This window comes from Aquincola tertiaricarbonis (assembly GCF_000969605.1).
Lineage (GTDB): Bacteria > Pseudomonadota > Gammaproteobacteria > Burkholderiales > Burkholderiaceae_C > Aquincola > Aquincola tertiaricarbonis.
On sequence record NZ_JZUE01000019.1, the window covers coordinates 1 to 23,002 of the forward strand.

The 23,002-nt window shown below is 72.2% G+C and carries 17 protein-coding genes; 10 read left to right on the forward strand and 7 right to left on the reverse strand.

Features of this window, described 5'->3' with window-relative positions; all coding sequences use genetic code 11:
- Positions 1–124 precede the first annotated feature (124 nt).
- Complete coding sequence (locus VO99_RS19605; protein WP_052736474.1) at positions 125–433, forward strand: general secretion pathway protein GspB; 309 nt, start codon at positions 125–127, stop codon at positions 431–433.
- A 6-nt stretch (positions 434–439) separates the two neighbouring features.
- Here the strand turns inward: VO99_RS19605 and VO99_RS19610 are convergent, their stop codons facing one another.
- The gene (locus VO99_RS19610; protein ID WP_046114618.1) at positions 440–790 is read right to left on the reverse strand and encodes an H-NS histone family protein; all 351 of its coding nucleotides are present in this window, start codon (positions 788–790) and stop codon (positions 440–442) included.
- Between the two features lie 149 nt (positions 791–939).
- Between VO99_RS19610 and VO99_RS19615 the strand changes: the two genes are divergently transcribed.
- The gene (locus VO99_RS19615) at positions 940–2,523 is read left to right on the forward strand and encodes an MFS transporter (RefSeq protein WP_046114619.1); all 1,584 of its coding nucleotides are present in this window, start codon (positions 940–942) and stop codon (positions 2,521–2,523) included.
- A 2-nt stretch (positions 2,524–2,525) separates the two neighbouring features.
- Here the strand turns inward: VO99_RS19615 and VO99_RS19620 are convergent, their stop codons facing one another.
- A complete protein-coding gene (locus tag VO99_RS19620) occupies positions 2,526–3,494 on the reverse strand; it encodes a Bug family tripartite tricarboxylate transporter substrate binding protein (protein ID WP_052736475.1) in 969 nt (322 codons plus the stop codon).
- Positions 3,491–4,453 (reverse strand): LysR family transcriptional regulator, encoded by a 963-nt coding sequence (locus VO99_RS19625; RefSeq protein ID WP_046114620.1) that lies wholly within the window; start codon positions 4,451–4,453, stop codon positions 3,491–3,493. The genes VO99_RS19620 and VO99_RS19625 overlap by 4 nt, the downstream gene beginning before the upstream one ends.
- Before the next feature lie 104 nt (positions 4,454–4,557).
- Between VO99_RS19625 and VO99_RS30900 the strand changes: the two genes are divergently transcribed.
- Both VO99_RS30900 and VO99_RS19635 read left to right on the forward strand, forming a co-directional pair.
- A complete protein-coding gene (locus tag VO99_RS30900; RefSeq protein WP_046114621.1) occupies positions 4,558–5,793 on the forward strand; it encodes a PEP-CTERM sorting domain-containing protein in 1,236 nt (411 codons plus the stop codon).
- Between the two features lie 119 nt (positions 5,794–5,912).
- Positions 5,913–7,466, forward strand: a complete 1,554-nt coding sequence (locus VO99_RS19635; protein ID WP_046114622.1) for a methyl-accepting chemotaxis protein — start codon at positions 5,913–5,915, stop codon at positions 7,464–7,466.
- Between the two features lie 6 nt (positions 7,467–7,472).
- Here the strand turns inward: VO99_RS19635 and VO99_RS29060 are convergent, their stop codons facing one another.
- The 3 genes from VO99_RS29060 to baeS all read right to left on the reverse strand — a co-directional run bounded on the left by VO99_RS29060 (position 7,473) and on the right by baeS (position 11,479).
- Positions 7,473–9,314, reverse strand: coding sequence for an ATP-binding protein (locus VO99_RS29060; RefSeq protein ID WP_157039657.1), 1,842 nt, complete (start codon positions 9,312–9,314; stop codon positions 7,473–7,475).
- A gap of 66 nt (positions 9,315–9,380) precedes the next feature.
- The gene (locus VO99_RS19645; RefSeq protein ID WP_046114623.1) at positions 9,381–10,061 is read right to left on the reverse strand and encodes a response regulator; all 681 of its coding nucleotides are present in this window, start codon (positions 10,059–10,061) and stop codon (positions 9,381–9,383) included.
- The gene (gene baeS, locus VO99_RS19650; RefSeq protein WP_046114624.1) at positions 10,058–11,479 is read right to left on the reverse strand and encodes a sensor histidine kinase efflux regulator BaeS; all 1,422 of its coding nucleotides are present in this window, start codon (positions 11,477–11,479) and stop codon (positions 10,058–10,060) included. The genes VO99_RS19645 and baeS overlap by 4 nt, the downstream gene beginning before the upstream one ends.
- A 128-nt stretch (positions 11,480–11,607) precedes the next feature.
- Between baeS and VO99_RS19655 the strand changes: the two genes are divergently transcribed.
- From VO99_RS19655 to VO99_RS19675, 5 genes are all read left to right on the forward strand, one after another.
- The gene (locus tag VO99_RS19655) at positions 11,608–12,897 is read left to right on the forward strand and encodes an efflux RND transporter periplasmic adaptor subunit (RefSeq protein WP_232315429.1); all 1,290 of its coding nucleotides are present in this window, start codon (positions 11,608–11,610) and stop codon (positions 12,895–12,897) included.
- Positions 12,898–12,911: 14 nt separating this feature from the next.
- Positions 12,912–16,082 (forward strand): efflux RND transporter permease subunit, encoded by a 3,171-nt coding sequence (locus tag VO99_RS19660; RefSeq protein WP_046114626.1) that lies wholly within the window; start codon positions 12,912–12,914, stop codon positions 16,080–16,082.
- Positions 16,079–17,596 carry an efflux transporter outer membrane subunit gene (locus VO99_RS19665; protein WP_046114627.1) on the forward strand — a complete coding sequence of 506 codons (1,518 nt, stop codon included), beginning with the start codon at positions 16,079–16,081 and terminating at the stop codon, positions 17,594–17,596. The genes VO99_RS19660 and VO99_RS19665 overlap by 4 nt, the downstream gene beginning before the upstream one ends.
- A gap of 108 nt (positions 17,597–17,704) precedes the next feature.
- Positions 17,705–18,277: a DUF2242 domain-containing protein gene (locus tag VO99_RS19670; protein WP_232315430.1), complete on the forward strand. Its 573-nt coding sequence runs from the start codon at positions 17,705–17,707 to the stop codon at positions 18,275–18,277.
- A gap of 11 nt (positions 18,278–18,288) precedes the next feature.
- Positions 18,289–19,800: a M20 family peptidase gene (locus VO99_RS19675; RefSeq protein WP_046114628.1), complete on the forward strand. Its 1,512-nt coding sequence runs from the start codon at positions 18,289–18,291 to the stop codon at positions 19,798–19,800.
- On the opposite strand, the gene VO99_RS19680 is transcribed toward VO99_RS19675, so the two are convergent.
- Positions 19,793–21,424, reverse strand: coding sequence for an alpha-D-glucose phosphate-specific phosphoglucomutase (locus tag VO99_RS19680; RefSeq protein WP_046114629.1), 1,632 nt, complete (start codon positions 21,422–21,424; stop codon positions 19,793–19,795). The two genes, VO99_RS19675 and VO99_RS19680, sit on opposite strands and share 8 nt — an antisense overlap.
- Before the next feature lie 183 nt (positions 21,425–21,607).
- On the opposite strand from VO99_RS19680, the gene VO99_RS19685 reads away from it, so the two are divergent.
- Entirely contained in the window at positions 21,608–23,002 is a 1,395-nt protein-coding gene (locus tag VO99_RS19685; RefSeq protein WP_046114630.1) for an MFS transporter, read from the forward strand.

Below are 23,002 nucleotides of genomic sequence, written 5' to 3' on the forward strand. Positions count from 1 at the left end.
ATCGCCGCCGCCGCCCGCCGCCGCGCCACCGGCCGCACGCGCACCTGCGCCATCGCCGGCGCCCGCCGCACGGCCGACCCCGCGACCGGCCCCGGCCGCACCGGCTACGCCGCCGCCGACGGCCGTGTCACCGACGCTGCCACCGGCCCGGCCCGCCACACCGGAAAGCGAGCGCCCGCCCACCGCATCCCGCGGCGACGAGCGCATCCACGACAACCTGCAGTCCCTGCCCGACGACGTGCGCCGTGCAATACCGCGGCTGGTGATGGGCGGCGCGATGTATTCCGAATCCGCCGCCAACCGCATGCTCATCGTCAACGGACAGTTGTTCCGCGAAAACGACGAACTGGCTCCAGGCCTGGTCCTGGAGCAGATTGCGCTGAAATCCGCGGTACTGCGTTACCGCAATTACCGCTTTCGCGTCAGCTATTGAACGCGATCAGACCGCAAATTCTTCGAGCTTGCGTCCCGACGCAATGGCTTCGCGCAGCCATTTCGGGCGCGGGCCGCGGCCGCCCCACACATTGCCCGACGGATCGCGATACCGCGGCGTGGCACTGGCGGCCGAACGGCGGCGACCTTTTGCGGCCGGCCGCGCCTTCTTTGCGCCGCTCTTGCCGGTGCCGGCACGGCCGCTGCCAAAACCCAGGTCCTCGGCGGTCAGCTCATAAGCCTGGATGGCTTCCTTGATGCGGGCCACCACGCCGGCCACTTCCTTGCGCCGCACGGCTTCGGCTTGCTGCGACAGCGCTTCGATCTGCTTTTTCAACTGGTCGTACGTCTTGGTCATGGCCTGGCTGTGGTTAACGTCAATATTCAACATTGGACTCCACCTGTGGGTGGATGGCAATTATCTCTATTTGGTGTAGCAGCCACCGTACCCGCAGCCAGGGTATGTCTTTTTCGTCACAAAACCGGGTTCCTGCAATCGCCACCGACATGACCACCGCCAACAGTTCCATCTGGGTCACGCTGCGCCACGACGTCTTCCGCGCTTTGTGGCTGGCCGGGGGTTTGTATTTCGTCGGCAATGCGATGCAGACGATGGCGGCGGCTTGGATGATGGTGGAGCTGACCGGCTCCGCGTTTCTCGCGGCATTGGTGCAAACCGCGGTGTTCCTGCCGATGTTTCTGCTGGCGCTGCCGGCCGGCGTGCTGGCCGATATCACCGACCGGCGCCGATTGATCGTCGGCGCCCTCGTCACGCAGGCCATCACCGGCAGTTTGCTGGCGGTGCTGCTGCTGGTCGGCTGGGCCGGGCCCACCACCATGCTGCTGCTGATCTTCGTGGCCGGCTGCTGCACCGCGCTGCTGTCGCCGGCCTGGAACTCCACCATCAACGACTCCATCCCGCGCGAGGAGATGCCGCAGGCCATCACCTGCGTGTCCATCGCGTTCAATGCCGCGCGGGCGCTGGGCCCGGCGCTGGCAGGGCTGGTGTTCGCCCAGGTGGGCGGCTCCTGGAACTTCGCGCTGGCGGTGCTCACGGTGCTGGCGATGCTGGTGATCGTGCGCCGCCATCCGCCGGCGCCGCACCCGCCTTCGCGCCTGCCGGCCGAGCGGCTGTGGGGCGGCATGCTGAGCGCGCTGCGCTTCGCGCGCCATTCGCAGCCGGTGTTCGCGCAGCTGGTGCGCACCGTGGCCTACAGCGGCACCGGCTCGGCGCTGTGGGCGCTGCTGCCCATCATCGGGCAGCGCCAGCTGGGCCTGGGCGCGGAGGGCTACGGCCTGCTGATGGCCTGCCTGGGCGGCGGCGCGGTGGCCATCGGCCTGGTGATCGGGCCGCTGCGCCAGCGGCTGGGGCTGGAGACCATCGTCAACGGCGGCTGCGTGGTCTACGGCCTGGTGATGCTGGTGGCGGCGCTGGTGCGCTGGCCGCCGGTGGTGTACCTGGCGCTGGCCATCGGCGGCGCCTGCTGGATGGCGGCGATGTCCACCTTCAACACCGCCACCCAGTCCAGCGCACCGCCGTGGGTACGCGCGCGGGCGATGGCGCTGCACACCGTCAGCGCGCTCGGCTCGTTTGCCATCGGCTCGGCGCTGTGGGGCGCACTGTCGGGGCTGTTCGGCCTGCCGTTCACGCTGTGCCTGGCCGCGGGCGGCATGGTGGCCGGCGCGTTGCTGGCGCGGCCCTTCCCGCTGCGCATGGGCGAGCGCTCCGACGTGACGCCGGCCTCGGTGGACGAGCTGCTGATCCTGGCCGACGAGCCGGCGCCCGAGGCCGGCCCGGTGGCGGTGGAGATCGGCTACCGCATCAGCCCGGCGGCGGCGCCTGAATTCCTGGACGCGGTGGCCGCGCTGCGCGGCCCGCGCCGCCGCGACGGCGCCACCTTCTGGCGGGTGTATCGCGACCTGTCCGATCCGGCACGCTACGTGGAACGCTTCATCGTCACCTCCTGGGCCGACTACCTGCACCAGCGCGCCCGCGCCACGCAGGCCGACTCCCACCTGGAAACGCGCGTGCGCTCCTTCCTGGCCCCCGGCGAGGCGGTGACCATGCAGCACTACCTCGCGGAACGGTAGGCCTACCGCTGCGGCTGCCCGCGGGCGCGGGCCTCCTCCTCGATGCGGCGGCCGAAGTCTTCGGCGGAGCCACCGGTGGGCAGGTTGTCGGCGGCCTGCAGGGCCGCGCGCAGGTCGGCGGATTGCAGCGCGGCATTCAGCTCGGCGTTCAGGCGGCCCAGCACCGCCGGCGGCGTGCGGCCGGGGGCGAAGATGCCGAACAGCGACACCAGGTTGGCCCGCGGCACGCCCAGCTCGGCCAGCGTGGGCACCTCGGGCAGCACCGGCAGCCGCGCCGGCGCGCCCACGGCCAGCGCCTTCAGCCGGCCGCTGCGCAAGTGGCCCAGCTGCAGCGGCCCCACGTTGGTGGACAGCACCTCGAACTGAGCGCCCAGCGCATCGGTGAGCTGCTGCCCGCCGCCCTTGTACGGCACATGGGTGATGCGCCCGCCGGCCACGGCCTCCACCGCCTCCAGCACCCGGTGGCCCACCGTCTGCGGTCCCGAGGTGGCCCAGCGCAGCCCCTGCGGCCGCCGCGCGGCCGCCAGCAGCGCCTCGAAGCCCTCGCCCGGCAGCGCCGTGGTGCCGGCCACCAGCACCGGCGTGGCCATCACGCTCATCACCGGCGCCAGCTGCGCCCGCAGCGCCGCGCCGCCGCCGGCCTGGCTGTCGGGCGTGGTCAACGGGCTGATGGCCGAGAAGCACAGGGTGTGGCCATCGGGCGCCGCCCGCGCCAGGGCCGCCAGCGCCAGCGCACCGCCCGCGCCGGCCCGGTGCGTCACCAGCACCGGCACGTTCAGCCTCGCCGACAGCCGCTCCGCCAGCGCACGGGCCGCCGCATCGCTGACCCCGCCCGGCGGATAGGCCACCACCAGCTGCAACGGCCCGGTGGGCCAGTCCGCCGCCGCCGACGGCCCCGTCACGGCTCCCAGCCAGGCCGGCAGCGGCCAGCGCAGCAGCGGGGCGGCCAGCCAGCAGCGGCGGCGGATCACGCGCCCACCGCCTTGGCGCGCCGCGACCGGCTGCGGCGCGGCGCGGTGGCCGCCGGCACCAGGCCGAGCACCAGCGCGATGAAGGAGGCCACCACCTGGCCTTCGCCACCGGCCTCGTCGCCCTCGCGCCAGACCAGGGTGAGCGGTGCGCACAGCGCGCCGCCATCGGCCAGCGGGCGGTAGACGATGGCATCGCCGTGCGCGCCGCGCATCGACGCCGGCACCACCGACACGCCCACCCCCGCGGCCACCAGGTTGAGGTTGCTCATCATCCGTTCCACCTCGGCGGCCACGGTCACCGCCACGCCTTCGCGCTGGCACAACGACAGCAGGTCGGCATACAGGCCGGGCGCGCCGGGCCGGCGCACCAGCACCAGCCGCTCGCCGTGCAGCGCGCTCAGCGGCAGGGCCCGGCCCGGCCGCGCGGCCAGCGCATGGTCGGCCGGCAGGGCCACCATCACCGGCTCTTCCAGCAGCGTGTGGAAGCGCAGGCCCGGCGGCCGGGCCACCGGCACCCGCAGGAAGGCACAGTGCAACCGGCCGCTGGCCACCGCGTCGGTGAGCGTGGCGGCCGGGTCCTCGCTCATCTCCAGCGTGATGCCGGGGTAGCGCCGCCGGCATTCACGCAGCGCCTGCGGCGTGAAGCCGTGGGCCGCGGCCGAGCTGGTGAAGCCCACCGCCAGCCGGCCCTGTTCCCCGCGGGCGATGGAGGCCATGCGCTGCTGCAGCGCCGCCACGTCGGCCAGCAGCCGCTGGGCGTCGGCCAGCAATACGCGGCCGCCTTCGGTCAGCGCCACGCCCTTGGGATGGCGGCGCAGCAGCTGCAACCCGAGCTCGGCCTCCAGCGCCTTGATCTGCTGGCTCAGCGGCGGCTGCTGGATGCCCAGCGCGGCGGCGGCCCGGGTCATGTGGCCGGCCTCGGCCACGGCGGCGAAATAACGAAGATGGCGCAGCTCCATATGCACAGCGTATCAGCATGGCCAGCTCGGTATATTTGACCGCTGCTTGCACCCCGACTTAGCCTGCGGGCCGGACATCCACACCACAAGATCCGGAGACAAGCATGAGCTTCACCCCATCCCGCGCCGCCGCCTGCGCGGCCCTGCTGGCCGCCGGCCTGGCCGCGGCCGGCGCCGCACAGGCCACCACCCGCGTGCTCTTCGTCGGCAACAGCTACACCTTCGGCCGCACCAACCCGGTGATGAGCTACAACGCCGGCCAGGTGACCGACCTCACCGCCGCGATGTGGGCTGCCGACGCCACCGGCAGCAATGCCTTCGAGCCGCATCCCTGGGGCGGCGTGCCGGGCGTGTTCAAGCAGTTCACGGTGCAGGCGGGGCTGGACTACGAGGTGGCGCTGTCCACCCGCAATGCCGCCTCCCTGCGCGGCCACTACCTCAACAGCAACCCGGCCGGCTGGGACCTGCGCGGCAACATCGGCTCCCGCCAGTGGGACCAGGTGGTGCTGCAGGAGCAGAGCGACGAAGCCCTGCCCCGCCAGCCCGGGCTTAGTTCCAACCCGGCGTACTTCGAGGCCTATGCCCGCCAGATCGAGCGCTACGTGCACGACGGCGCAGCCACCAGCTACCGCGAGCGCGACCTGATCGGCGGCAGCACCGCCGCCTGCCAGGCGGCCACCGGGGCCAGCGCCGGCACCTGCAACCTGCTGCGCAACATCCCCGCCAATGCCAATGCCAGCGCGGCCACGCAGCTGTACCTGTACCAGACCTGGGCCCGGCCCAACCTGATCAACGCGCCCTCCACCACCGTCACCGATCCGGTGACCGGCGCCGTCACGCCCACCGGCACGCCCGCGCCGTCCTTCTATCCCTCGCTGGAGGCGATGACCGCCGACCTGCATGCCGCCTACTACGGCCTGGCCGCAGGCGCGCCGGGTTTCGCGGGCGTGGCGCCGGTAGGAGACAGCTTCCTGCGCGCCGTGACCGAGGGCGTGGCCACCCGCGACATGTACGCCCCCGATGCCGCCACCGACGGCCTGGTGGACCTGTGGTGGGACGACGGCACCCATGCCAGCACCGCCGGCTCCTACCTCAGCGCGCTCACGCTCTTCGGCACCCTCACCGGACGCGACCCGGCCAGCCTGGGCGCCGGCGAGATCGCCGCCCGCGACCTGGGGCTCAGCCCCAGCCAGGCCGCCGCGCTGCAGCGGGTGGCCAGCCTGCAGCTGGGCTTCACCCCCGCGGTGCCCGAGCCCGGCAGCTGGGCGCTGATGGCCGTCGGCCTGGCCGCGGTGGCCGGCCTGGCCCGCCGGCGCACGGCGGGCCGCCGCGCCGGCTGAAGGCCGCGCGGGCCGCCCGCCGCGACGAAAAGCTCACTTCCGCCGGCTTCCTGCCGACAACAGGGAGGTTGCGTGGCGCCGAAGGCGGCGCCGCGCCTGCAACCGACAAGGAAGTACCGATGTTCTTGAGCAGCATGTCGATTGGCAAACGTCTGGCCGTGGTGCTGGGCGTGATCCTCAGCCTGTGTTTTGCCAGCAGCCTGTTCGCGGTGGTCAAGCTGCGCCACATTGGCCAGCACGTGGACAAGATGGTGACGGACAACGCCCGCACCGAGCGTGCCACCGCCGACTGGCTGCGCAACACCACCGCCGGCGTGCAGCGCGCCGCGGCCATCGCCAAGAGCAGCGACAGCGGCCTGATCGAATACTTCGCCCCCGCCACCGCCGCCTCCATCGCCGAGACCAACAAGCTGCAGGAGCAGATCGACAAGGCGATGCGCACGCCCGAGGAGCGCAAGCTGTTCGACGAGGTGGGTGCGATGCGCAAGGCCTACCTGGCCGCGCGGGCCGAGGTGAGCAAGCTCAAGCAGGCGGGTGACCTGGCCGGTGCCAGCAAGCTGTTCGATGAGCGCTTCGAGCCCACCGCCAAGGCCTACCTGGCCGGCGTGACGCAGATCGCCGACCTGCAGCGCAGCTACCTGGACCAGGCCGCTGCGCAGAGTGCCGAGCTCACCGAGCGCACCGCCAGCCTGCTGGTGGCCTGCGCGGTGCTGGCCACCGGCCTGGGCGTGGTGCTGGCCTGGCTGCTGGCCGGCAGCATCACGCGGCCGCTGCGCGAGGCCGAGAAGAGGGCCAGCGCCATCGCCCAGATGGACCTCACCGGCCAGCCGCAGGCCCGCTATGCCTCGGACGAGACCGGCCAGCTGCTGCGCGCCATCGACGCGATGCGCAGTGCGCTGCAGCAGGCGCTGGGGCAGGTGCGCGGCGTGGTGGACAGCATCTCCACCGCCAGCTCCGAGATCGCCACCGGCAACCACGACCTGAGCGCCCGCACCGAGCAGGCGGCCAGCAACCTGCAGCAGACCGCCAGCTCGATGGAGGAGCTGACCGCCACCGTGCACCAGAGCGCGGACATGGCCTCGCAGGTGAACCAGCTCGCCGCCTCGGCGGTGGATGCGGCCCGCCGTGGCGGCCAGGTGGTGTCGCAGGTGGTGTCCACGATGGAGGAGATCCACAGCAGCTCGCGCAAGGTGGCCGACATCACCGGCACCATCGACGGCATCGCCTTCCAGACCAACATCCTGGCGCTGAATGCCGCTGTCGAAGCCGCCCGCGCCGGCGAGCAGGGCCGCGGCTTCGCGGTGGTGGCCGGCGAGGTGCGGCTGCTGGCGCAGCGCTCGGCCGAGGCCGCGCGCGAGATCAAGGCGCTGATCGGCGCCTCGGTGGACAAGGTGGAGCACGGCACCAGGCTCGTGCAGGAAGCCGGCGGCACCATGGAGGACGTGGTCACCAGCGCGCAGCGCGTGACCGACATGATCGGCGAGGTGACCGTGGCCACCGCAGAGCAACGCGACGGCATCGGCCAGGTCAATGGCGCGGTGAGCCAGCTCGACCAGATGACGCAGCAGAACGCCGCACTGGTGGAGCAGAGCACCGCCGCCACCACCAGCCTGCAGGAGCAGGCGCAGCGGCTGGCCGGCGTGGTGGCCGGCTTCCGGCTGCAGGGCCGCTGAAGATCCCTATTTCGGCAGCCAGCGCGCCAGCGTGGCCGCCAGCTGCGCGATGGTCACCGGCTTGCTCATGAAGTCGTCCATGCCGGCGGCGCGGCAGGCGGCCTGGTCCTCGGGCATGGCGGCCGCGGTGAGGGCCACCACCGGCAGCCGACGCGCCGCGCCGGCAGCGGCCTCCGCCGCGCGGATGCAGCGCGTGGCCTCGAAGCCGTCGGTGCCCGGCATGTGGCAGTCCATGAACACCAGGTCGTAGTGCCGGCGCTGCACCGCGGCGCAGGCCTCGGCGCCATCGGCCACCACGTCCACCCGGCATTGCAGCCGGCCCAGCATCTCCCGCAGCACCAGCTGGTTCACCTCGTTGTCCTCGGCCAGCAGCACGCTGCTGGGGCGCAGCGGCGGCAGGGCCGGATCGGCCGCCGGGGCGCCGGCCGGCGCCGACACCGCGCCCACCGGCACGCTGAACACGAAGCGCGAGCCGCCCTCGGGCGGGCTGTGCAGCTCGATGTCGCCGCCCATCAGCCGGCTGAGCTGCCGCACGATGGACAGGCCCAGCCCGCTGCCGCCGTGCAGCCGCGTGGTGGAGGAGTCGGCCTGCACGAAGGGCTCGAAGATGTGCGCCCGCTGCAGCGGCGTGATGCCGATGCCGGTGTCGGCCACCTCGAAGGACAGTAGCGCGCCGCCGCGGCCGCGCGGGTCGTCGTGGCAGCGCAGCCGCACCGACACGCTGCCGCGGTCGGTGAACTTCACCGCGTTGGACAGCAGGTTCAGCAGCACCTGCTGAAGGCGCAGCGCATCGGCCAGCACCCGAGGCGGCACCTCCGGCGCCACCTCCGCCGCCAGCCGCAGGCCCTTGCCCTGGGCCTGCGGCCGCACCACTGCCAGCGATTCGTCGACCAGCCGCCGCGGGTCCACCACGTCCTGCGCCAGGTCCAGCCGGCCGGCCTCGATGCGCGAGAGGTCGAGCACGTTGTCGATGATGCCCAGCAGCACCTGGCCGGATTGGCGCGCGGTCTCGGCATACCTGCGCTGCTCGGGGGTCAGCGGCGTGCCCAGCAGCAGCTCGGTGGCGCCCAGCACGCCGTTCATCGGGGTGCGGATCTCGTGGCTCATCATCGCCAGGAAACGCGACTTGGCCACGCTGGCCTGCTCCGCCATGCGGCGTGCCAGCCGCAGCTCCTGCGCCTGGGCCTGCAGCTCGGCGCTGCGGTTCTCCAGCGTGTCCACCAGCTGGCGGGCGGTGCGCACCGCGGTGCGGGTGCGCAGGCGCAGCCGCTCGTTCACCAGGCCGGTGAAGGCCAGGTAGACGCCCACCAGGTACATCACCGCGGCCAGCGTCAGCCGCTCGCCCCAGCGCGGCTGCAGCGCCAGCAGGTCCAGCAGCAGGGTGTAGCCCAGGTAGGCCAGCACCACCACGTGGCTGAAGTACAGCGCGCGGCGGAAGCCATAGCCCACCTGGTCGGCCACCCGCACCAGCAGCAGGTAGCCAAAGAACAGGTGCGTCTGCTCCAGCCAGTGCAGCGTCAGCAGCCACATTGGCAGGTCGAGGTGCATGAACAGCAGGCTCAGGTCGAAGCGACCGGTGCGGCCGTAGAAGTGCCACAGCACGGCCCAGCTCAGCAGGCTGTAGGCCAGGTTGGCCGCCACCAGGCCCCACAGCCAGCGGTCCACGGGATGCGCGGGCTCGCTGTTGAGCACCGCCATCAGGCACAGGATGCAGAAGCCCACCACCCGCACGAGCGGGATCTGCGCCGCATGCACCCGCCGGGCGTTGGCGGTCTTGCGCTGCTGCAGTTCGGCGGGATCGAGCGTGAAGCTGGAGTCCTGCGGCGGCATCGGGTCCCTGCGAGTCAAGCCGGGGGCAGCTTAGCGCCAAGCACACTGGGCGCGGCGCCCTAATCCCGGGCCGACGCGGGGCCGCTACAGCTCCAGCTTGTAACCCACGCCGTAGATGGAGCGGATCGGGTCCTGCCCCGGCGCCGCCGCTTCCAGCTTGCGGCGCAGGTTCTTCACATGGCTGTCCACCGCGCGGTCGGTGACGGCGCGGCCGTCGTGGTGCAGGTGGTCCAGCAGGCTGTCGCGCGAGAACACGCGGCCGGGCGTGGCCGCCAGCGTGCGCAGCAGCCGGAACTCCACCGGCGTGAGCTCCAGCGGCACGTTGTGGTAGCTGGCGCGCCAGGCGGCCTCGTCGATGTGCAGCGGCCCGGGCGGCGGCGGCAGGCCGCGGCGCGAGCGGCGCAGGATGGCCCGCACCCGGGCCATGATTTCGCGCGGGCTGAACGGCGTCTTGCAGATGTAGTCGTCCGCGCCCAGGTCCAGGCCCAGCAGGCGGTCGGCCTCCTCCACCCGGGCGGTGAGCATCACGATGGGCACGTCGCTGGTGGCCCGCAGCGCGCGGCACACCGCCAGGCCGTCCATGCCGGGCAGCATGATGTCCAGCAGCACCAGGTCGGCCGGCTGCGCGGCCATGGCCGGCAGCACCTCGCGGCCATCGGCGATCCACTCCGGCACATGGCCCTCGGCGCGCAGGTAGTCGCCGATGAGCGAGGCCATCTTGGGCTCGTCCTCGACGACGAGGATGCGGGCGGCCGGACCGTTCATGCCGCCGCCTCGCCCGATGCGGGCAGCACCACCCGCATCGCCAGCCCGCCCAGCGGCGAGGCGCCGGCCTCGATGCGCCCGCCATGCGCGGCCACGATGCTGCGGCAGATGGCCAGGCCCAGGCCGGCGCCGCCGCTGGCCCGGTTGCGCGAGCCTTCCACGCGGTAGAAGCGGTCGAACAGCCGGGTGACGCGGTGCGCCGGCACGCCGGGCGCCGAATCCTCGAACTCCAGCTGCACCGCCTGCGCACCGGCCGGGCTGCTCACCCGCACCTGCAGCACGCCGCCGCGGTCGGTGTAGCGCACGCTGTTTTCCATCAGGTTGTTGAACAGCTGCTGCAGCCGGCGCTCGTCGGCCAGCACCATCGGCGGCTCGGCGGGCAGCTCGGTGCGCAGCGTCAGGCCGGCCTCGGCCAGCCGGGCCGTGAAGCCGTCCAGCGTGGTGCACAGCAGCGCCACGATGTCCACCGGTGCCTTGCGGTAGGTGAGCGCGCCCACGTCGGCCAGCGAGAGGTCGTACAGATCGCTCACCAGCTTGTTCATCGTGGCCACCTCGGCCTGCAACGACTTGACGGTGGCCGGGCTCATCGCATGCACGCCGTCCTCGATGGCCTCCAGCTCGCCGTGCAGCACGCCCAGCGGCGTGCGCAGCTCGTGCGACACGTCGGCCAGGAAATCACGGCGCATGCGCTCGTTGCGCTCCAGCGTGTCGGCCAGGGTGTTGAAGTCACGCGCCAGCTGGCCCACCTCGTCGTCCGACTCCACCTGCACGCGGCTGCCGTACTCGCCGGCGGCCAGCCGGTGGGTGGCCTGCGCCACGCTGCGCACCGGGCGCAGCAGCCGCCGCGCCACCCACAGCGCGATCACCGCCGACAGCAGCACGCACACCGCGCCGATGGCCCAGCTGGCGCGGATCTGGTGGCGCTCGAAGCGCTGGTCGCCGCCGCCGCTGACCGTCTGGAACGGCGCCATCAGCAGCCAGCCCACGCGCTCGCCGCCCACCACGATCTCCCGCCGCACCGAGTCGCCGTCCACCGCGCCGTAGCCCACCACGAAGCGTTCCTGGTCGTCCAGCAGGGTGAAGCGCAGCAGCGCGCCGGTGAGGTCGGACACCTGCGGCGGCGCTCGGCCGCCGGACGGGGCGGCACCGGCCGGCACGGAAGCTGCATCCGCCGGCACCCGCAGGATGCGAAACCACTCGGGCCGGTTGCCCTGCACGAAGCCCCAGCTGCCGTTGGCCGCGTAGGCCTGGGCCAGGCGCGGCACGGCCGCTTCCATGCGCAGCATCGCCTGCTCGTTGAGGTAGCCGATGAAGCCGCGCGTGTAACTGAAGTGCGCGGCCATGCCCATGGCCAGCACGGCAAAGGCGGCGATGGCGAGCACGGCGAGGAACAACCGTGCGGTGATGCTGATCTTCATTCGACTGATTACGGCCAGGGGCCGATCACACCGCGTTCGGCGCCCGGCTGCAAGCGCCGGGGCCGCCGGCCCGCCGCCCGGCGCGGCTCTTCAACTTCCCTCCACATTCTGAGCACAGCATGGCCCGCATGAAATGCCCCCGCCCCCTTTCCGCCCGCCGCTGGCCCGCCGCCGCCCTGCTGTGCACCGCCCTGGCCCTGGCCGCCTGCTCCAAGGGCGAGGACAAGAAGGCCGCCGCCGCGCCGGCCGGCCCCAAGGAAGTGGGCGTGGTCACGCTGCAGACCGAGCGCCTGGCCGTCACCACCGAACTGCCCGGGCGCACCACGCCGCGGCTGGTGGCCGAGATCCGGCCGCAGGTGGGCGGCATCGTGCAGAAGCGGCTGTTCACCGAGGGCTCGATGGTCAAGGCCGGCGAGGTGCTCTACCTGATCGAGCCCGCCAGCTTCCAGGCCACCTTCAACAGTGCGCAGGCCAGCCTGCGCCGGGCCGAGGCGGCGGTGGCGGTGGCCGAGACCACCGCGCGCCGCAATGCCGAGCTGGTGAAGATCGACGCCATCAGCCAGCAGGCCAACGAGCAGTCGCAGGCTTCGCTGCAGCAGGCGCAGGCCGACCTGGGCGTGGCCCGCGCCTCGCTGGAGACGGCGCGCATCAACCTGGGCTTCACCCGCATCACCGCGCCCATCTCGGGCCGCGTGGGGCTGTCCTCGGTCACGCCGGGGGCGCTGGTCACGGCCAACCAGGCCACCGCGCTGACCACGGTGCAGCAGCTGGACCCGATCCATGTCGACGTCACCCAGTCCAGCACCGAGGTGCTGCGGCTGAAGCGCGAGCTGGCCGCCGGCCGGCTGCAGCGCGCGGCCGATGGCGAGGCCCGCACCCGGCTGCTGCTGGAAGATGGCAGCACCTATGCGCAGGAAGGCCGGCTGGCCTTCAGCGGCGTGAACGTGGACACCGGCACCGGCGGCATCACGCTGCGCGCGGTGGTGCCCAATCCGCAGGGCCTGCTGATGCCGGGCATGTACGTGCGCGCGGTGCTGCAGGAAGGCGTGCAGGACAACGCGCTGCTGGTGCCGCAGCAGGCCGTCACGCGCAATGCCACGGGCACGGCGTCGGCCCTGGTGGTGGATGCCGAGAACAAGGTGGTGCGCAAGCCGGTGAAGGTGGACCGCGCGATCGGCAGCCGCTGGCAGGTGCTGGAAGGCCTGCAGCCTGGCGACCGGGTGATCGTGGAAGGCTCGTTGCGGGTGAAGCCGGGTGACACGGTGCGTGCGGTGGCGGTGCGCGCCGCGGCGGGTGCCGCGGGCGCGGCCTCGGCGCCGGCCGGTGCGGCCTCGGGTGCATCGCCGGGCGGGGGCGCCGGAAGTGTCGGCGCCGGCGCGGGCGCCGCCGCGGCCGCCGCCCTGCCGGCCGCGCGCTGAAGGAGCACCGCCCCATGGCCCGCTTCTTCATCGACCGACCCATCTTCGCCTGGGTCATCGCCATCGTCATCATGCTGGCCGGCGTGCTGTCGATCCGCTCGCTGCCGCTGGAGCAGTACCCGGACATCGCGCCGCCGCGCATCTCGATCAATGCCACCTACACCGGCGCCTCGGCCAAGACGGTGGAGGACTCGGTCACGCAGGTGATCGAGCAGCAGCTCAAGGGGCTGGACAACCTCACCTACATGCAGTCGACGAGCAGCTCGTCGGGCACCTCGCGCACCACGCTCACCTTCAACGCGGGCACCGACCCGGACGTGGCGCAGATGCAGGTGCAGAACAAGCTGCAGCAGGCCATGTCGCGGCTGCCGCAGGCGGTGCAGAGCCAGGGCGTGACCGTCACCAAGGCCGGCAGCGACTGGCTGCTGATCATCAACTTCATCTCGGCCGACGGCAGCATGTCGAACGTCGACATCGGCGACTACGTCACCACCAACCTGCTGGACATCGTCAGCCGCATCGACGGCGTGGGCGAGGCCCGCACGCTGGGCACCGGCTACGCCATGCGGCTGTGGCTCGATCCCGCCAAGCTCGAGAAGTACGGCCTGATGCCGTCCGACGTGGCCACCGCCATCAATGCGCAGAACGCGCAGGTCTCGGCCGGCCAGCTGGGCGCGCTGCCCGCCACGCCGGGCCAGATGCTCAATGCCACCATCACCGCGCGCAGCAAGCTGCAGACGGTGGAGCAGTTCCAGAACGTGGTGCTCAAGAGCAGCCCCGACGGCGCGCTGGTGCTGATGAAGGACGTGGCCCGGGTGGAGCTGGGCGCCGAGAACCTCACCATCACCACGCGGCTCAATGGCCAGCCGGGCGCCGGCCTGGGCGTCATCCTGTCCAGCGGCGCCAATGCGCTGGACGTGGCCGAGGCGGTCAAGGCCAAGATCGAGGAGCTGCGGCCGAACTTCCCGCCCGGCCTGACGCCGGTGCTCAACTACGACACCACGCCCTTCATCAGCGCTTCCATCGACGAGGTGGTCAAGGCGCTGTTCGAGGCCATGCTGCTGGTGGTGCTGGTGATGTTCGTGTTCCTGCAGAACCTGCGGGCCACGCTGATCCCGGCGATCGCGGTGCCGGTGGTGCTGCTGGGCACCTTCGGCGTGCTGGCGGCCTTCGGCTACTCGATCAACACGCTGACGATGTTCGGCCTGGTGCTGGCCATCGGCCTGCTGGTGGACGACGCCATCGTGGTGGTGGAGAACGTCGAGCGGGTGATGCGCGAGGAGAAGCTGCCCGCGCTGGAGGCCACGCGCAAGTCGATGGAAGAGATCACGCCGGCGCTGGTGGGCATCGCGCTGGTGCTGTTGGCGGTGTTCATCCCGATGGCCTTCTTCGGCGGCTCCACCGGCGTGATCTACCGCCAGTTCTCCATCACCATCGTGTCGTCCATGGTGCTGTCGGTGCTGGTGGCGCTCACGCTCACGCCGGCGCTATGCGCCACCTTCCTCAAGCCGCATCCGCATGGCGAGGGTGGCGAAGGCACGCCGCGGCGCGGCCCGCTTGGCCTGCTGGACCGGCTGTTCTCGCGCTTCAACCGCGGCTTCGACCGCACCGCCGACAGCTACCAGCGCAGCATCGGCGGCATCATCAAGCGGCCCAAGCGCATGCTGCTGGTGTACCTGGCCATCGCCGCCGGCATGGCGCTGCTGTTCGCGCGGCTGCCCACCTCCTTCCTGCCCGACGAGGACCAGGGCATCCTGCAGGCGCAGATCAAGCTGCCGCCCGGCGCCACCGCCGAGCGTGCGCAGGCCGTGCTGCGCGAGGTGGAGGCCTATTTCGCGCAGCAGCCCGACGTGCTCACCTTCGGCTCGGTCAGCGGCCTGGATGGCGACCAGGCCTCGGCCCGCGCCTTCCTGCGCCTGAAGGACTGGAGCGAGCGGCCCAAGCCCGAGCAGAGCGCCTCGGCCATCGCCCGCAAGGCCACGCGCGACCTGTCGCGCATCCGCGATGCGCAGATCTTCGTGGTGCTGCCGCCGGCGGTGCGCGGCCTGGGTTCCAACGCCGGCTTCAACTTCTTCCTGAAGGACGTCAACGGCCTGGGGCATGAGGCGCTGCAGCGCGCACGCCAGCAGTTCGTCGACCTGGCGGCGCAGCGCAGCGAGCTCTCGCGCACCCGCGCCAACGGCCTGGACGACACCGCCGAGTTCGTGGTGGACATCGACGACCGCAAGGCCGGCGCGCTGAGCCTGGCCACCGCCAACATCAACAGCACCCTGTCCAGCGCCATGGGCGGCACCTACATCAACGACTTCCTGGAGAACGGCCGCGTCAAGCGCGTGTACATGCAGGGCGATGCGCCCTTCCGCATGGCACCCGACGACTACCGCCAATGGACGGTGCGCAACAACGAGGGCCGCATGGTGCCCTTCAGCGCCTTCGCCAGCCACCGCTGGGGCTTCGGCTCGCCGCAGCTGCAGCGCTACAACGGCAGCCCGGCCGAGGAGATGGTGGGCGACGCGGCGGTGGGCGTGAGCTCGGGCACCGCGATGAACATCGTCGAGGACCTGGTGAAGGAGCTGCCGCCCGGCATCGCGCTGGACTGGACCGGCGCCTCCTTCCAGGAGCGGCTGTCGGGCTCGCAGGCGCCGCTGCTGTATGCGGTGTCCATCCTGTTCGTGTTCCTGTGCCTGGCGGCGCTGTACGAGAGCTGGTCGGTGCCGTTCTCGGTGATCCTGGTGGTGCCGCTGGGCGTGCTGGGGGCGCTGCTGTTCACCTCCGCCCGCGGGCTGACCAACGACGTGTACTTCCAGGTGGGCCTGCTCACCACGGTGGGCCTGTCGTGCAAGAACGCGATCCTGATCGTGGAATTTGCCAAGCAGCTGCAGGAGCAGGGCAAGTCGGTGGTGGAAGCCACGCTGGCCGCGGTGCGGCTGCGGCTGCGGCCCATCCTGATGACCTCGCTGGCCTTCGGCTTCGGCGTGCTGCCGCTGGCCATCGGCACCGGCGCCGGCGCGGGCGGCCGCCAGTCCATCGGCACGGCGGTGCTGGGCGGCATGGCGGTGGGCACGGCGCTGGGCATCTTCTTCGTGCCGCTGTTCTTCGTGCTCATCCGCAGCTTCTTCGCCAAGCGCAAGGCGGCCCGTGCCGAAGCCACGCCGCCGGCCACGCTGGAAAGGAGCCACGCATGAATCGGCTGACCCTGCTCCCCGCGGCCCTGGCCGCCGCGCTGCTGGCCAGCGGCTGCGCCAACCTGGCGCCGCCCTACAGCCGGCCCGCGGCACCGCTGCCAGCCGACTGGTCGGCCGCGGTGCCGGGCACCGTGCCGGCGGCCAGCGCGCCGCAGGACGTGCCTGCCGCATCGGCCCCCACATCACCCGCCGCGCCCAACCAGGCCAATGCGCCGGGGCCGACCGTGGCGGCCGATGCCGCCGCCGCGCTCGCCTGGCGCGAGTTCTTCACCGAGCCGCGGCTGCGCGCCACCATCGAGCTGGCGCTGGCCAACAACCGCGACCTGCGGGTGGCCGCGCTCAACATCGAGCGGGCGCGCGCGCAGTTCCGCATCCAGGAGGCGGCCGGCCTGCCCGCCGTCAATGCCACCGGCAGCGGCAACAACCAGCGCCAGCCGGCCAGCGTGTCAGCCAGCGGCGAGGCGCGCACCACCAGCACCTACAGCGCGCAGCTGGCCATCTCGGCCTACGAGCTGGACTTCTTCGGCCGCGTGCGCAACCTCAGCGACGCGGCGCTGCAGACCTTCTTTGCCACCGAGCACAACCGCCGCACCACCCAGATCGCGCTGGTGGCCGACACCGCCACCGCCTGGCTGAACCTGGCCGCCGACCAGCAGCGGCTGCTGCTGGCCCGCCAGACGCTGAAGGCCCGGCAGGACGCCTACGACCTGACGCGCCGCGCCTACGAGCTGGGCGGCCAGTCGGGCCTGACGCTGGCACAGGCGCAGACCACGGTGGACAGCGCCCGGGTGGACGTGGCCGCCTTCACCACGCAGGTGCAGCAGTCCCGCAATGCGCTGGAGCTGCTGGCCGCAGGCCCGGTGCCGACGGCCCTGCTGCCCGACGGCGCCATCGAGCGCCCGGTGGCCGCCCTCGTGGAGCTGCCGGCCGCGCTGCCCTCCAGCGTGCTGCAGCAGCGGCCCGACGTGATGGCCGCCGAGAGCCTGCTGCGTGGCACCCAGGCCAGCATCGGCGCGGCACGGGCGGCCTTCTTCCCGCGCATCACGCTCACGGCGGCGGCCGGCGTGGCCAGCGGCGAGCTGTCGGCGCTGTTCGGTGGCGGCAACGGCGCCTGGAGCTTCGTGCCCTCGATCAGCCTGCCCATCTTCAATGCCGGCAGCAACCAGGCCAACCTGGACGTGGCCACCGCCCAGCGCGACATCCAGCTGGCCACCTACGAGAAGACGCTGCAGGTGGCCTTCCGCGAGGTGGCCGACGCCCTGGCCCAGCGCAGCACGCTGGCCGAGCGGCTGGCCTCGCAGCAGTCGCTCACCGAGGCCACCGGCCGCACGCTGCAGCTGTCTCAGGCGCTGTTCCGCAGCGGTGCCTACAGCTTCCTGGAAGTGCTGGATGCGCAGCGTTCGCTCTACACCGCGCAGCAGGCGCTGATCACGCTGCGGCTGGCCGAGCAGGCCAACCGGCTCACGCTGTACCGGGTGCTGGGCGGCGGCTGGCAGGAGGGCACGGGCGGTTGAAGGCCACGCGCGGCGCGGGCGGTGCTTTACACCGCGCCAACCTGGGCGTTTCCGGCTTGGCTTAGCATTTCGCCCATGTTCCGCACCGCCTCATTGCGCGTCCGTCCGTTGCAGTCGTCCCCCCTGGTCGCGGCCCTGCTGGCCGTGGCGCTGCTGGCCAGCGGCTGCGCCGCCACGCAGAAGCAGCGCCACACCACCTACGAGACCTTCCAGTCGGACGACACGCATGCGCGCCGTTTCGACGTCAGCGATGCGCAGGCGTGCGAGGCCGCGCGGCGCGCGCTGCTCAGCCAGGGCTACCTGGTGGGCCAGGCGAAGAACGACTTCGTCAACGGCCGCAAGAACTTCCAGCCCGAGCGCGAGACGCATGTGGAAATCGACCTGCGGGTGGTGTGCGCCCCCGAGGGCGGCGACAACACGACGGCGGTGGTGTTCGTCAGCGCGCTGCAGGACCGCTACACGCTGAAGAAGAGCAGCACCTCGGCCAGCCTGGGCGTGGGCGCCATCGGCTCGCTGTCGCTGCCGTTTTCCGCCAGCGACGACTCGATGGTGAAGGTGGCCAGCCAGACCATCGCCGACGCGGTGTTCTACGAGCGCTTCTTCGCGCTGATCGACCGCTACATCGACCGCACCGGCCCCACGCCTGCCACCGCCGCCTCGGCGGCCGCGGCCGACCACTGAAGCCGCCACCGATGCGACGCCGCCTGCTGGCCCGAGCCGCCGCCGCGCTGGCCGGGGCCCTCGGGCTGCTGGCCTTGATCCTGGCCCTGAACACCTGGCGCCAGCCCTCGCGCCAGGTGGCGGTGCCGGCCGTGGCGCCGGTGGCGGTGGATGCGCAGGCCGTGGCCGGCCGCCTGGCCGCCGCGGTGCGGCTGCGCACCGTGTCCGTCGACGGCCAGCCCGATGCAGCCGCGGCCGAGTACCTGAAGCTGCACGACTGGCTGGCCGCCAGCTATCCGCAGGCCCACGCCGCGCTGCGCCGGGAGACCGTGGGCGGCTACAGCCTGCTCTACACCTGGCCGGGCACCGATGCCGGCGTGCGGCCGATGATGCTGATGGCCCACCAGGACGTGGTGCCCATCGCACCCAACACCGAGCGCGACTGGCAGGCCGAGCCCTTCGCCGGCACCGTGCGCGACGGATTCGTGTGGGGCCGCGGCGCCTGGGACGACAAGGGCAACCTGGTGGCGATGATGGAAGCGGTGGAGCTGCTGGCGCGCCAGGGCTTTCGCCCGCGCCGCACGCTGTACCTGGCCTTCGGCCATGACGAGGAGACCGGCGGCGAGCGGGGTGCCGCGCAGATCGCCGCGCTGCTGAAGTCGCGCGGCGTGCGGCTGGACTTCGTCATCGACGAAGGCCTGCTCATCACCGACGGCGTGCTCAAGGGCCTGGATGCGCCGCTGGCGCTGGTGGGCGTGGCGGAGAAGGGCTACGTCAACCTGCAGCTGACCACGCATGGCACGCCCGGGCATGCGTCGATGCCGCCGCCGGCCACGGCCATCGGCACGCTGGCGCAGGCGCTGCAGCGCATCGAATCGCAGCCGATGCCGGCCGGCATCCGCGGCGTGGCGGCGGAGATGTTCGCGCGCATCGCGCCGGAGATGTCGGCGCCGATGCGGGTGGTGCTGTCCAACCTGTGGCTGTTCGGCCCGCTGGTGCGCCACCAGCTGGAGCAGGGCCCCAGCACCAATGCGATGCTGCGCAGCACCAGCGCGCTGACGGTGGTGGCCGCCGGCAACAAGGCCAATGTGCTGCCGGGCGAGGCCACCGCCAACGTCAACGTGCGGCTGCTGCCGGGCGACACCGTGGCCGCGGCGGTGGACCATGCGCGCCAGGTGGTGGCGAATCCGGCGGTGGAGGTGGCGACGGCGCCGGGCATGCAGTCGGAAGCCTCGCCGGTCTCGCCCGTCGAGTCACCGAGCTACCGGCTGATCGAACGCACCGTGCGCGAGCTGTTTCCGGGCACGGTGGTGGCGCCAGGGCTGATGATCGGCGCCACCGACTCACGCCACCTGCTGGGGCTGGCGGACCAGGTCTACCGCTTCTCGCCGGTGCGCGCCCGGGCCGAGGACCTGCCGCGCTTCCACGGCACCAACGAGCGCATCTCAACCAGCAACCTGGCCGAGCTGGTGGCCTTCTACCACCGGCTGCTGGTGGCCGATGCGCAGGCCGGCTTGCAGGCCGGCGTCCAACCGGTCAGGTGACCACCGTCGGCGTCTTGCGGCCGGTGATCTCGGCGATGCGGGCCACGTTGCGCGCCACCGCGATCAGCGGCGCCAGCGCGGCCTGGGTGTCCTCGCCCTGCCGGGCCACGTTGGCCTCGTAGCGCTCCAGGTACACCCGCAGCGTGGCGCCTTCGGTGCCGGTGCCCGACAGGCGGAACACCACCCGCGAGCCATCGTCGAACAGGATGCGCACGCCCTGCTTGGCCGACTTGCTGCCGTCCACCGGGTCCACATAGCCGAAGTCGTCGGCCTGCCTCACGCGGCGGCCTTCCAGCACCTGGCCGGCCAGCTGCGGCAGCTGCGCGCGCAGGCCGCTCATCAGCTTGTCGGCGGCGGCGGTGTCGATGCCTTCGTAGTCGTGGCGGGAGTAGTAGTTGCGGCCGTACTGCGCCCAGTGCGACCGCACCAGCTGCTCCACCGACTGGCCGGTGGCCGCCAGCACGTTGAGCCAGAACAGCACCGCCCACAGGCCGTCCTTCTCACGCACATGGTCGGAGCCGGTGCCGTAGCTCTCCTCGCCGCACAGCGTCACCTTGCCGGCGTCCAGCAGGTTGCCGAAGAACTTCCAGCCGGTGGGCGTCTCGTAGCAGGGCACGCCCAGCGCCGCGGCCACGCGGTCGGCGGCCATCGAGGTGGGCATGGAGCGGGCGATGCCGGCGATGCCGTCGGCATAACGCGGCGCCACGGTGGCATGCGCGGCCAGCAGGGCCAGGCTGTCCGACGGCGCCACGGGGAAGTTGCGGCCCACGATCATGTTGCGGTCGGCATCGCCGTCCGACGCAGCGCCGAAGTCGGGCGCGTCGGCCGCCGCCATGTGGGCGATCAGGTCCTCGGCATTCACCGGGTTGGGGTCGGGATGCAGGCCGCCGAAGTCCTCCTTCGGCTCGGCGTTCACCACCGTGCCGGCGGGCGCGCCCAGCACGCCTTCGATCAGCGCCTTGGCATAGGGGCCGCCCACCGCCCACATGGCGTCGTAGCGCATGCGGAAGCCGCCGGCAAACAGCTTGCGGATGGCATCGAAGTCGAAGCACTCGGCCATCAGCGCCGCATAGTCGGCCACCGGGTCGATGACCTCCACCACCATGCCTTCGATGCGCTGCTCGCCCAGGGTGTCGATGTCGATGTCGGCCGCGTCGCTGATGCGGTACTGCGTGATCTGCTGCGTGCGGGCGTGGATGCCGTCGGTGATCTTTTCGGGCGCCGGGCCGCCGTTGCCCACGTTGTACTTGATGCCGAAGTCGCCATCGGCGCCGCCCGGGTTGTGGCTGGCCGACAGCACGATGCCGCCATAGGCACCGCGGGCGCGGATCACGCAGCTGGCCGCGGGCGTGGACAGGATGCCGCCCTGCCCCAGCAGCACGCGGCCGAAGCCATGGGCCGCCGCCATGCGCAGGATGACCTGCACCGCCTGGCGGTTGTGGAAGCGGCCGTCACCCCCCAGCACCAGCGTGCTGCCCTGCGCCCCCTCCAGGCCATCGAACAGCGCCTGCACGAAGTTCTCGAGATAACGCGGCTGCTGGAAGACGGTGACCTTCTTGCGCAGCCCGGAGGTGCCCGGTTTCTGTCCGTCGAATGGTTGGGTGGTGTGGGTGACGATGGTCATGGAAGCTCCTGGACCCGGGCCTGGAATGGACTGCGTGGCGTCCGGTGTCGTCGATTGTGAGGGGGCCGCCCGGCGAAGCCTGGCTTGAGCAAACGGCAAGCCCGTGCGCGGGCAGCGGCATGGTGCGGCGGCTAGGATCGGTGCCCCTTTCCATGCCGCCTTCCTGGCCGCCACGCAGGTTACATGCTCGTATCGGATGGTCTGCCCCCGCCCGCCCGCACCCATGCCATGGCCGCCATCATCCTGGGGCTGGTGCTGGCGGTGCTGGACGGCACCATCGTCAACCTCGCGCTACCCGGCATCGCCCGCGACCTGAACGCCACCGCCGCGCAGGCGGTGTGGGTGGTCAACGGCTACCAGCTGGCCACGCTGGCGCTGCTGCTGCCGCTGGCCACGCTGGGCGACCGCATCGGCTACCGCCGCGTGTACTTCGCCGGCGTGGCGGTGTTCACCGCCGCATCGCTGGCCTGCCTGCTGAGCGGCAGCCTGTGGGCGCTGGCGCTGGCGCGCGTGGTGCAGGGCATGGGCGCGGCCGGGATCATGAGCGTCAACACCGCGCTGGTGCGGCAGATCTACCCCAAGGCGATGCTGGGGCGCGGCGTGGCCATCAACTCGCTGACGGTGGCCGGCGCCTCGGTGGCCGGGCCGACGGTGGCGGCGGCCATCCTCTCGGTGGCGCCCTGGCCGGCGCTGTTCGTGCTGAACATCCCGCTGGGGCTGCTGGTCATCTTCCTGGGCTACCGGGTGCTGCCGCACAACCCGGCGCCCACGCCGGAACATCCCGCGCCGGCCGCGCCCGCGCCGCTGGACGTGCTGCTCAACATCGCGATGTTCAGCCTGGTGTTCCTGGGCGCCGACCTGCTGGGCGCCCGCCACGGCGCTGCCGGCGGCAGCCTGGCGCAGGGCCTGGGGCTGCTGGGGGCCGGGCTGCTGCTGGGCGCCTTCTATCTGCGCCGGCAATGGCACCAGCCGGCGCCGCTGATGCCCATCGACCTGCTGCGCATCCCGCTGTTCCGGCTGTCCATCGGCACCTCGGTGTGCGCCTTCGCGGCGCAGATGCTGGCCTTCATCGCGCTGCCCTTCCTGCTGCTGGACGGCCTGGGCCGCAGCCACCTGGCGGCCGGGCTGCTCATCACCGCCTGGCCGCTGGCCATCGTGGTGGTGGCACCGATAGCCGGGCGGCTGATCGGCCGCTTCCACAACGGGCTGCTGGGCGGCATCGGCCTGGCGCTGATGGCCCTGGGCCTGGGGCTGCTGGCGGCGCTGCCGGCCGTCCCGTCGGATGCCGACATCGTCTGGCGCATGCTGCTGTGCGGCGCGGGCTTCGGGCTGTTCCAGTCACCCAACAACCACACCATCGTCACCTCGGCGCCGCCGCGGCGCTCGGGCGCGGCCAGCGGCATGCTGGGCACCGCGCGGCTGACGGGGCAGACGCTGGGCGCGGTGCTGCTGGCTGGCATCTTCAGCCTGCTGGGCGCGCAGGACGGCCGCGGGGCAGTGGTTGCGCTGGCCCTGGCGGCCGGCTTCGCGGCCGCGGCGGGACTGCTCAGCCTGCTGCGTGTGCGGCACGCCGGCTGA

What these genes read in the sequence shown, in the direction of transcription:
- VO99_RS19610 (WP_046114618.1), bottom strand. Translation starts at nt 790, where the DNA reads ATGACCAAGACGTACGACCAGTTGAAAAAGCAGATCGAAGCGCTGTCG.
- VO99_RS19615 (WP_046114619.1), top strand. Translation starts at nt 940, where the DNA reads ATGACCACCGCCAACAGTTCCATCTGGGTCACGCTGCGCCACGACGTC.
- VO99_RS19625 (WP_046114620.1), bottom strand. Translation starts at nt 4,453, where the DNA reads ATGGAGCTGCGCCATCTTCGTTATTTCGCCGCCGTGGCCGAGGCCGGC.
- VO99_RS30900 (WP_046114621.1), top strand. Translation starts at nt 4,558, where the DNA reads ATGAGCTTCACCCCATCCCGCGCCGCCGCCTGCGCGGCCCTGCTGGCC.
- VO99_RS19635 (WP_046114622.1), top strand. Translation starts at nt 5,913, where the DNA reads ATGTTCTTGAGCAGCATGTCGATTGGCAAACGTCTGGCCGTGGTGCTG.
- VO99_RS19645 (WP_046114623.1), bottom strand. Translation starts at nt 10,061, where the DNA reads ATGAACGGTCCGGCCGCCCGCATCCTCGTCGTCGAGGACGAGCCCAAG.
- baeS (WP_046114624.1), bottom strand. Translation starts at nt 11,479, where the DNA reads ATGAAGATCAGCATCACCGCACGGTTGTTCCTCGCCGTGCTCGCCATC.
- VO99_RS19655 (WP_232315429.1), top strand. Translation starts at nt 11,608, where the DNA reads ATGAAATGCCCCCGCCCCCTTTCCGCCCGCCGCTGGCCCGCCGCCGCC.
- VO99_RS19660 (WP_046114626.1), top strand. Translation starts at nt 12,912, where the DNA reads ATGGCCCGCTTCTTCATCGACCGACCCATCTTCGCCTGGGTCATCGCC.
- VO99_RS19665 (WP_046114627.1), top strand. Translation starts at nt 16,079, where the DNA reads ATGAATCGGCTGACCCTGCTCCCCGCGGCCCTGGCCGCCGCGCTGCTG.
- VO99_RS19675 (WP_046114628.1), top strand. Translation starts at nt 18,289, where the DNA reads ATGCGACGCCGCCTGCTGGCCCGAGCCGCCGCCGCGCTGGCCGGGGCC.
- VO99_RS19680 (WP_046114629.1), bottom strand. Translation starts at nt 21,424, where the DNA reads ATGACCATCGTCACCCACACCACCCAACCATTCGACGGACAGAAACCG.
- VO99_RS19685 (WP_046114630.1), top strand. Translation starts at nt 21,608, where the DNA reads ATGCTCGTATCGGATGGTCTGCCCCCGCCCGCCCGCACCCATGCCATG.